This window comes from Amycolatopsis sacchari, from assembly GCF_900114035.1.
Lineage (GTDB): Bacteria > Actinomycetota > Actinomycetes > Mycobacteriales > Pseudonocardiaceae > Amycolatopsis_E > Amycolatopsis_E sacchari.
In genome coordinates this window covers 335,384-343,845 of record NZ_FORP01000007.1, presented here as the reverse complement: position 1 = coordinate 343,845, position 8,462 = coordinate 335,384, and the positions used below count along the sequence as shown (strand labels likewise).

The window sequence follows — 8,462 nt, the reverse complement described above, 5'->3', positions numbered from 1 at the left end:
CTGCCTCAAACGCTACCTAGCCCGCGAAATCTACAACACCCTCCACCACCCCACCACCAGCACAAACATCCCTTGACAACCATAGGAGCATCCCGGTGAGCCAACCGCTAAGGCAGCTGGGGATCGACGCGGGGGTGGGTGTGGGCGGTGTGGCCGCTCGCTTCGCCTTGCCGGGGAACACGAACAGATAGCCCTGAGGACACGTTATCCCGGCCGACCACGCGCCCGTCGTCCCCGAGCGGGGGGGCCAGAGCCGGCCGGAGCCTTTAGCCGCAGTGTTCGTACGGGCTTTCGTAGCTCACATCGCCCGCGCTGCCGCCCCATTGCACGCACTTACCCGCCGCAGACGCCAGCACCGGGCCCGCGAAGTACGAGTAGTTCCCCGAGTCCGTCGTCCGGGCCGAGCCCTGGACCTGGAGGAACGCTGACGTGGCGCTGGCCGTGCCGACGTTCGCCTTCTTCATCGTCGAGACGCAGTTCTTGCCCGTGGACGCGTTGTACGACAGGTAGACCGTCGCCGCGTTGCCGAGTGCCTGCTGGTCGACCACGCTGTAACCGGCACCGCAGACCGGCGCGCCCAGCGCCGACTCGGTCACCGTCGAGTACCGGATCGTGGCGTTCGCATTGCCCGCCGGGCCCGCCTCGTACAGCACGCCCACCGAACTCTGGCTCAACTGCACCATGTCCGAGTACGCCGCGTCCTGGTCCCACACCATGACGCCGCCGCCCTTGCTCGTCCAGTTCCCGCCCTCGTCGAACGACGAACTCACGACAAGCTCCTTGCGACGGTCGCAAGTGGATGGTGCGGCGAACAGGATCCGGTCGTACGCCCCGCCCTGGTCGGTCGCGCTCATCCGGACCGTCGAGGCCTGCACGGTCGGCGTGATCAGGTCCGGCTCGTACGTGAACTTTGCCGAGAACGTGGCGCCACCGTCGGAACTGATGGCGTACACGCGGTTCTTCGTGCCGTCGTCGAGGCACTTGTTGCCGTCGTTGGCCTGGTTGCGGGCCGCGGCGTAGATCCGGCCGTCGGCCAGCTCCGTCACGCTGATCTCCTGCGGGTCCAGGGCCGTGGTGGCCGGGGTGTCCGTCGCCCCGCGGTGCCAGGTCGCACCCTGGTCATCGCTGTAGATGAGCGCCCCGGTGTGCTGGCCGTCCGTCGTGTAGTTCAGGCCGGCGACCAGGCGCCCGGCGTGCGCACCCCGCGTCAGCACGATCCCGTGCGACGGGCCCGTCGCGAGCCAGCCCGGCGCCGACGGGAAACCCAGCTCCGTCGTCAGTACCTTCGGGGTGGTCCACGTGGCACCGTTGTCGTCGCTGTACTGCACGCGCGGCACGCGGCCGCACGTCGGGTTCGTGTAGCACTGCATCGTCGACAGCAGCACGATCCGGCCCGTCGACGGGACGACGATCGGCACCGGGTTGCCCTTGGTGTCCCCGTTGGCCTTGATCACCGTCTGCTGCGCGCCCCACGTCCTGCCGCCGTCCGTGGAACGCTTCAGGACGAGATCGATCTTGCCGAGGTCGTTGCAGAAACTAGCACCCTCGTTGCGCGCCTCGGCGAAGGCGAGCAGGTCCCCGTTGTTCGCCTTGACGATCGTCGGGATGCGGTAGCAGTCGTGTCCGTCGGTCTTTTCCTGGAACACCACGGTGTTCGCCACCGCCGCCTGCGCGGGAACGGCCGGGACGGAGAGGGCGGCCAGCAGCGCGAGGCACGCGCCGGCGCCGGTCCGGAGTTTCATGGCGGATCCCTTCCGCGGACAAGCCCGGGCGGCCCCATCGTCGGCAGGGCCCGCACAAAAGCCGGACAAACCTCAGACCGAACCCGGTACGCCGACCCGGTCCGGCACCGCACGCCCCAACCCGCGCAGCCACTCGTCCGGCGGGTCCGGCCACCACCGCCCCGAAGGCAGCCGCGACAGCACCTCGGCCACCGCGCCCGCGCTGGCCTTCGCCGGGATGACGCGGCTCGGCGAGACGCCCGCCAGCACCCCGAGCCACCAGTGTTTCCGGGTCTCCGGCAGGGATTCCGGTTCGAGCACCACGTAGTAGTCCGGCAGCTGCACGAGACCGCGCCGCAGGCCGGCGAGCGCCGACTCGACGGCGACCTCCAGCGTGCCCGGCGTGTCCTGCCGGTCGAAGAACCCCGTCCACGCGTCGGCGACGTCCGCCAGGGGATCGGCGTCGTGCACGACGTACGCGCCGTGCGACTGGGCGACGAGCTCCCGCGCGGCGTCGCCGTCCTTCACGGCCGCGGCGCGCACGTTCGCCAGCCCGTCGAGCCGCGACAGGATGCCTTCCGCGTCGGCACCCGTGAGGACCACCACAGTGCTGTTGGGTCTTGCCACCCCGCCAGTTTATTAACCGCCGGCCATCGCGCCCACCACGAGGAACGGCTCTTCACCCCGCAGTACGCGCTCGGGCAGGGGAGTGTCGGGTGGCTCGTGCGACAGGTCCTCCTCGCACGCGAAGAACCGCACGAACGCGCGCCGCCGGTGGGTGCGCTGGTCGCGGATCGTGCCGCACAGCACGGGGTACCGCGACTCCAGCGCGTCGAGCACCGCGCCCTGCGTGACCGCGCCGTCGAGGTCCAGCACCACCTCGCCGTCGATCCGCGCGAGGGTGCGCAGGTGCGCGGGGAGCCGGACGCGGATCACGGCAGTGTCTGGACTTCGACCGACAGGACGGCGGGCAGGTCCCGCACGATCGGCGCCCACGTGTCCCCGGCGTCCGCCGAGGCGTACACCTGGCCGCCCGTCGTGCCGAAGTAGATCCCGCAGTCCTCCAGCCGGTCCACCGCCATCGCGTCCCGCAGCACGTTGACGTAGCAGTGCTCCTGCGGCAGCCCCGCCGACAGGGGCTCCCACTCGTCCCCGCCGCTGCGGCTGCGGTACACACGCAGCTTCCCGTCCGGCGGGAAGTGCTCCGAATCGCTCTTGATCGGCACGACGTACACCGTGTCGGGGTCGTGGGCGTGCACGTCGATCGCGAACCCGAAGTCCGTGGGCAGGTTCCCGCTGATCTCGCGCCAGTTCTCCCCGGCGTCGTCGGTGCGCATCACGTCCCAGTGCTTCTGCATGTACAGCGTCTCCGGCCGCGCCGGGTGCTGGGCCAGCCGGTGCACGCAGTGCCCGACCTCGGCGTCCGGGTCCGGGATGCCCTCCGAGTGCAGGCCGTGGTTGATCGGCTGCCACGTCTTGCCCGTGTCGTCACTGCGGAACGCGCCCGCCGCGGAGATCGCGGCGTAGATCCGCTCCGGGTTGCCCGGGTCGAGTTTGATGGTGTGCAGGCACATCCCGCCCGCACCCGGCTGCCAGCCCGGGCCGGAACCGTGGGTGCGCAGTCCCGGCAGCTCCTGCCAGGACCGCGCACCGTCGACGGACCGGAACAGCGCGGCGTCCTCCACGCCGGCGTAGACCAGGTCCGGATCGGTGGGCGACGGTTCGAGGTGCCACACGCGGGCGAACTCCCACGGGTGGGGAGTGCCGTCGTACCACTGGTGGGTACCGGGGGTGCCCTCGTAGGTGAACTCGTTGCCCATCGCCGTCCACGTGCGGCCGCCGTCGTCGGAACGCTGGATCAGCTGGCCGAACCACCCGGTGGACTGCGAGGCGAACAACCGGTCCGGCTCCGCGGGGGAACCGGTGAAGTGGTAGATCTCCCAGCCGCCGAAGTGCGGTCCCTCGACCTGCCACTGCCGCCGCGTGCCGTCCGAGGTCAGCACGAAGGCGCCTTTGCGCGTGCCGACCAGAACCCGTACGCCGGTCATGGGTGCTCCTTCCGCCACTGGTGCGTTCACCGTAGGCGGCTGGTCCGGCCGGGGTCTTCTCCAATCTTGCTCAGACCCGGCGCCACGAGTCGTCGGGCAGCCCGCTGGCGCCCTGCGGCCCCATCAGCAGCATCCCGCCGTCGACGACGTAGGACGCGCCGGTCACGTAACTCGCGGCCGGCGTGGTCAGGAACGCGACCACGGCCGCGACCTCGCGGGCGTCACCGGTGCGGCCCAGCGGCACGCCCGGCCGCTTCTGCTCACGCGGGTCGGCGTCGGTCTGCCCGGTCATCGGCGTCGAGATCTCGCCCGGCGCCACGGAGTTGACGGTGATGCCGTGTTCGGCGAGTTCGAGCGCGAGCACCTTGGTGAGCATGCCGAGCCCGGCCTTCGCCGCGCAGTAGGGCGCGGCGCCGACCTTGGGCGCGTGCTCGTGCACGCTGGTGATGTTGACGATCCGGCCGCCGGTGCCCGCCTCGATCATCCGGCGCGCCGCGCGTTGCGTGCACAGGAAAGCGCCGTGCAGGTCCACGTCGATCACCTGCCGCCACGTGTCGAAGTCCATCTCCACCGCGGGCGTGCCGGTGCCGGTACCCGCGCAGTTGACGAGCACGTCGACACCGCCGAGCGCGGCCGCCAGCTCGTCGATCGCGGCGGTGGAGGTGGGCAGGTCGGTCAGGTCGAGGTGGGCGACCTCGGCGCGGGCACCGAGCCGCCGGACCTCCTCGGCGGTCTCGTTCGCGCCCTCGGCGTCCGAGTGGTACGTGATGCCCACGTCGACGCCGCCCCCGCCCAGCGCGACGGCGATCGCCCGCCCGATGCCGGAGTCCGACCCGGTGACGATCGCCGTGCGGGGCCTGCCTGCCTGGTCCTGGGGAAGTGGTGCGGTGTGCGTCATGGCTCCCGCATACCCCGGGACCGGGCCGCCTATCCGACCGGTCCCTCGACGAGGGTCACGGTGGCGTTGTGCTCCTCGCCGGTCGGGCCGGTCCAGGTCAGGGTCACCTTGTCGCCGGGGTGCAGGCCGTCCATCAGCGTGGTGAGGGTGGTCGCCGAGTCGACGGCCTTGCCGTCGACGCCGGTCAGCGTGTCACCGGCGACGATCCCCGCGTCGTCGGCCGGGGCGCCGGACACCACCTGCCGCACGAGGGCGCCGGACTGCGAGTCCGCGACGGAGACGCCGAGGAACGCCGAGGCACCGATGTGCACCGTGCCGGACGCGGTGCCCGCCTGGATCTGCCTGGCGATGCTGAGCGCCTGGTTGACCGGGATGGCGTAACCGGTCCCGCCGCCCGTCTGCGCCTGGCCTTCCGGCCCGCCGAACCGGTACCCGGTCGACGCGGCGGTGTTCATGCCGATGACCTGCCCGCTGCTGTTCACCAGCGCGCCGCCCGAATCGCCGGACTGGATGTTCGCGTTGACCTCGATGAGCCCTCGCAGCTGCTCCGAGCTGCCGCTCGACTCGTCGCTCGCGGTGATCGACCGGTCCAGCGCCGTCACGGTGCCGGGCGCGACGCTCGGCGTGCCGCCGGTGCCGCCCGCGTTGCCGATGCCCACGACCGCCTCGCCGACCGCGACCTTCGACGAGTCGCCGACGGTGACGGTGGCCAGGCCCGAGGCGTTCTTCAGCTTCAGCACCGCCACGTCGTCGCTCCGGTCGTAGCCCACGACGGAGGCCCGGTAGGTCTTCCCGTTGCCGATGTCGGTCACCGAGATGCTGGTGGCGCCCTCGACGACGTGGTTGTTGGTGAGCACGAGCCCGTCGGATGTCAGCACCATCCCGGTGCCCGCCGCCTGTGCGTTCTGGTACCCCAGCGTCGTGTTGACGTCCACGAGCCCCGGGTCGACCTTCTCGGCGATGGCGCCGGGGTCGAGCGACTGCAGGTTGCCGCCGGTGTCCTGGTCCTGGTTCTGGTTCGTCCCCGTCTCCGGGGCGAGACCCAGCGAACGGGCCGTGACGTCGTGGTGCAGGGTGCCCACGAGGAAGCCGGTGCCGACGAGCACGGTGAGGACGACGGCACCCAGCACGAGACCGAGCGTGGCCAGCGGCCCGGGTGACGGCCGCCGCGGCTGCGGGGAGAAGCTCATGCCCCCAGGGAACGCCCGCGGGCTGAGAACCGGCTTCGCCGCGTCCGTGAAAACCCTGAGAACATGCGACGCGTGACGGTGGTGCGCTCGGTGGTGTTGTTCGTGCTCGCGGCGGTGCTGGAGATCGGCGGGGCGTGGCTGGTGTGGCAGGGCGTGCGCGAGCACCGCGGCTGGGCCTGGATCGGCGCCGGGGTGCTCGCGCTCGGCGTGTACGGGTTCGTCGCGACGCTGCAGCCCGACGCGCACTTCGGCCGCATCCTCGCCGCGTACGGCGGGGTGTTCGTCGCGGGCTCGCTCGCCTGGGGCGTGGTCGCCGACGGCTACCGGCCGGACCGCTTCGACGTCCTCGGCGCGCTGCTGTGCCTCGCCGGGGTCGCCGTGATCATGTACGCGCCGCGCTGAGCCGTCAGGACACGCTCGCCAGGTACGCCTCGGCCTTCTCCGGCTCGAAGAACCAGTCCGCCATGTCCGGCGGGTCGTTGAAGCCGTTGGCGAACCGGTTGGCGACGCGCTCGTTCTCCTGCGCCACGCCGAGGATCTTCTGGACGTGCGGGGCGGGCGGCATCAGCATGGTGTTGGTCAGCCGCACCACGTGCTGGGCGTACTCCCAGTACCGGTCGAAGGTAGCCTGCATCCACGCCCGGTCGAACGGCCGGTCGCCGTGCTCCAGGATGCTGCCGAGGTAGGACTCGGCGCACTTGGCGGCGTTGTTCGCGCCCTGGCCGGTGATCGGGTCGTTCGCCACCACCACGTCGGCCATGCCGAGCACGAGCCCGCCCGAAGGCAGCTCGCCCACCGGGTGCCGCACCACGGGCGGGTAACCGCCGACGAGCACGCCCTTGGGGTCGGTGATCTCCGCGTCGCGGTAGCGCTCGTACTCCCACGGCATGTACTGCTTGAACAGCTCCAGGTGCCGCCGCAGCTGCTCGTCGGCCGGGGGCCGGTCGCCGAACACGTCGAACGGCCCGCCGGGGATGCCCGACACGTACAGGATCTGGCACGGCCCGGACAGGGTGTACCCGGGAATGCTGATGTGCTCGGCGATCCCCGGCACGAAGTTGACCCACACGTCCACGGCGCCGGGCGTCTCCGGCCGCGACTCCACACCGTGCACGTAGGACACCGACAACGCCCGCTGCGGCTTGGTGAACGGGGAGCGCGACGGGTCGCGGTCGAACAGCTGCACCAGCTCGCCCTTGCCGGCGGCGACGATCACGAGGTCGTACATGTGCGCCAGCGAGTTCAGGTCGGCGGTGGTCACGCCGTGGATGATGACGTTGCCGCCGCGCTCCTCCAGCAGCTCCAGCCAGGTGGCCATCTTCACCCGCTGGTCGATCGACTGCGCGGGCCCCGCCTCCCACTTGCCCATCCAGTTCAGCACCCGGGTGCCGTCCGGCTCGCCGAGGCTGACGCCCTGGCCACCGGCGCGCGGCGCCACGTCGTCCCACAGGTTCAGCCCGTGCTTGCGCTCGATGCTCAGCGAGTTCGCGAACATGCACTGCGTCGAGGTGACCCACCCGGCCCGGATCTCGTCCGGGGTCTTCGCCGACATGAGCGTCACGTCGTAGTCGTGGTCCCGCAGCGTCAGCGCCAGCTGGAGACCGGACTGCCCGGCACCGACGATCAGGATCTTAGGCATTCGCGCGTACCCTCCCGGACTCCGAAACCTCCGCCAGCGCCAGCGTGTGCGAAACCAGCTCCTGCAGGGTGGCCACCGCGGAGGCGGGCTTGCGCGCGTCGCACGTGATCAGCGGGATCTCCGGGCGCAGCGCCAGCGCCTCCCTGACCTCCTCGAGGTCGTGGGTGAGCTCGCCGTCGAAGAGGTTGACCGCGACGATGAACGGCAGCTCGGAGTCGTTCTCGAAGTAGTTGATGGCGGCGAAGGACTGGTCCAGGCGCCGCGTGTCCACCAGCACGATCGCGCCGAGCGCGCCGCGCGAGAGGTCGTCCCAGAGGAACCAGAACCGCGCCTGGCCCGGCGTGCCGAACAGGTACAGCATCAGGTCCGGGTACAGCGAGATCCGGCCGAAGTCCATCGCGACCGTCGTGGTGGTCTTGCTGCCGTCCGGCGGCAGGTCGTCGACGCCCTCACCGGCTTCGGTCATCCAGGCCTCGGTGTTGAGCGGGGGAACCTCGGACACCGACCCGACGAAGGTCGTCTTCCCGACGCCGAAACCACCGGCCACCACGATCTTCGCCGAGATCGTGAGCAGGCCGGGGTCAGACGGGGAGCTGCTTGAGTCCATTGAGGATCCTCTCGAGCACGTTCCGGTCGTGGTGGTAGGCGTGGGCGGTGGGGTGGATGAAGACCGCGCCCTGGGCCGCGAGGTCGCTGACGAGCACCCGCACCACGCCCAGCGGGATGGTCAGCAGCGACGACAGCTCCGCGATCGAGACCTGCGAGCGGGCCCGCTCGTACAGCGCCTTCGACTCGGGCATCAGCCGGTCGGCGAGCGCGGGGTCGTACCGCGGCACCGAGATCAGCGTCTCGACCAGGAGCTGGTGGCGCCCCCGCGTGCGGCCGCCGGTCAGCGTGTACGGGCGGATCCGCTTGCTGCGCGGCTTCTTCACCGCCTGGCCCCGCCCCGGATCTTGGGACATCGTG

10 protein-coding genes are annotated in these 8,462 nt (G+C 71.0%); 1 reads left to right on the top strand and 9 read right to left on the bottom strand.

What is annotated here, in order from left to right:
* Positions 1-266: 266 nt before the first annotated feature.
* The 6 genes from BMZ92_RS15435 to BMZ92_RS15410 form a co-directional block, all read right to left on the bottom strand.
* A complete protein-coding gene (locus BMZ92_RS15435) occupies positions 267-1,742 on the bottom strand; it encodes a sialidase family protein (protein ID WP_091507740.1) in 1,476 nt (491 codons plus the stop codon).
* Positions 1,743-1,814: 72 nt separating this feature from the next.
* Complete coding sequence (locus BMZ92_RS15430; protein WP_091507738.1) at positions 1,815-2,348, bottom strand: hypothetical protein; 534 nt, start codon at positions 2,346-2,348, stop codon at positions 1,815-1,817.
* 12 nt (positions 2,349-2,360) lie between these two features.
* On the bottom strand, positions 2,361-2,657 hold the full coding sequence (locus BMZ92_RS15425) for a MoaD/ThiS family protein (protein ID WP_091507736.1): 297 nt from the start codon (positions 2,655-2,657) through the stop codon (positions 2,361-2,363).
* A complete protein-coding gene (locus BMZ92_RS15420; protein WP_091507734.1) occupies positions 2,654-3,769 on the bottom strand; it encodes a WD40/YVTN/BNR-like repeat-containing protein in 1,116 nt (371 codons plus the stop codon). The genes BMZ92_RS15425 and BMZ92_RS15420 overlap by 4 nt, the downstream gene beginning before the upstream one ends.
* 70 nt (positions 3,770-3,839) lie before the next feature.
* The gene (locus tag BMZ92_RS15415; protein WP_091507731.1) at positions 3,840-4,667 is read right to left on the bottom strand and encodes an SDR family oxidoreductase; all 828 of its coding nucleotides are present in this window, start codon (positions 4,665-4,667) and stop codon (positions 3,840-3,842) included.
* A gap of 29 nt (positions 4,668-4,696) precedes the next feature.
* Entirely contained in the window at positions 4,697-5,857 is a 1,161-nt protein-coding gene (locus BMZ92_RS15410) for a S1C family serine protease (protein WP_091507729.1), read from the bottom strand.
* A gap of 72 nt (positions 5,858-5,929) precedes the next feature.
* Between BMZ92_RS15410 and BMZ92_RS15405 the strand changes: the two genes are divergently transcribed.
* On the top strand, positions 5,930-6,259 hold the full coding sequence (locus BMZ92_RS15405; RefSeq protein ID WP_177228715.1) for a YnfA family protein: 330 nt from the start codon (positions 5,930-5,932) through the stop codon (positions 6,257-6,259).
* Positions 6,260-6,263: 4 nt separating this feature from the next.
* Here the strand turns inward: BMZ92_RS15405 and BMZ92_RS15400 are convergent, their stop codons facing one another.
* Genes BMZ92_RS15400 through BMZ92_RS15390 form a run of 3 tightly spaced genes read right to left on the bottom strand, consistent with a single transcriptional unit; the run spans position 6,264 to position 8,458 of the window.
* Positions 6,264-7,496 (bottom strand): styrene monooxygenase/indole monooxygenase family protein, encoded by a 1,233-nt coding sequence (locus BMZ92_RS15400; RefSeq protein WP_091507724.1) that lies wholly within the window; start codon positions 7,494-7,496, stop codon positions 6,264-6,266.
* Positions 7,489-8,103 (bottom strand): GTP-binding protein, encoded by a 615-nt coding sequence (locus BMZ92_RS15395; protein ID WP_091507722.1) that lies wholly within the window; start codon positions 8,101-8,103, stop codon positions 7,489-7,491. Before BMZ92_RS15395 ends, BMZ92_RS15400 begins: the two co-directional genes overlap by 8 nt.
* Positions 8,078-8,458 (bottom strand): DUF742 domain-containing protein, encoded by a 381-nt coding sequence (locus BMZ92_RS15390; protein ID WP_091507720.1) that lies wholly within the window; start codon positions 8,456-8,458, stop codon positions 8,078-8,080. Before BMZ92_RS15390 ends, BMZ92_RS15395 begins: the two co-directional genes overlap by 26 nt.
* Positions 8,459-8,462 lie beyond the last annotated feature (4 nt).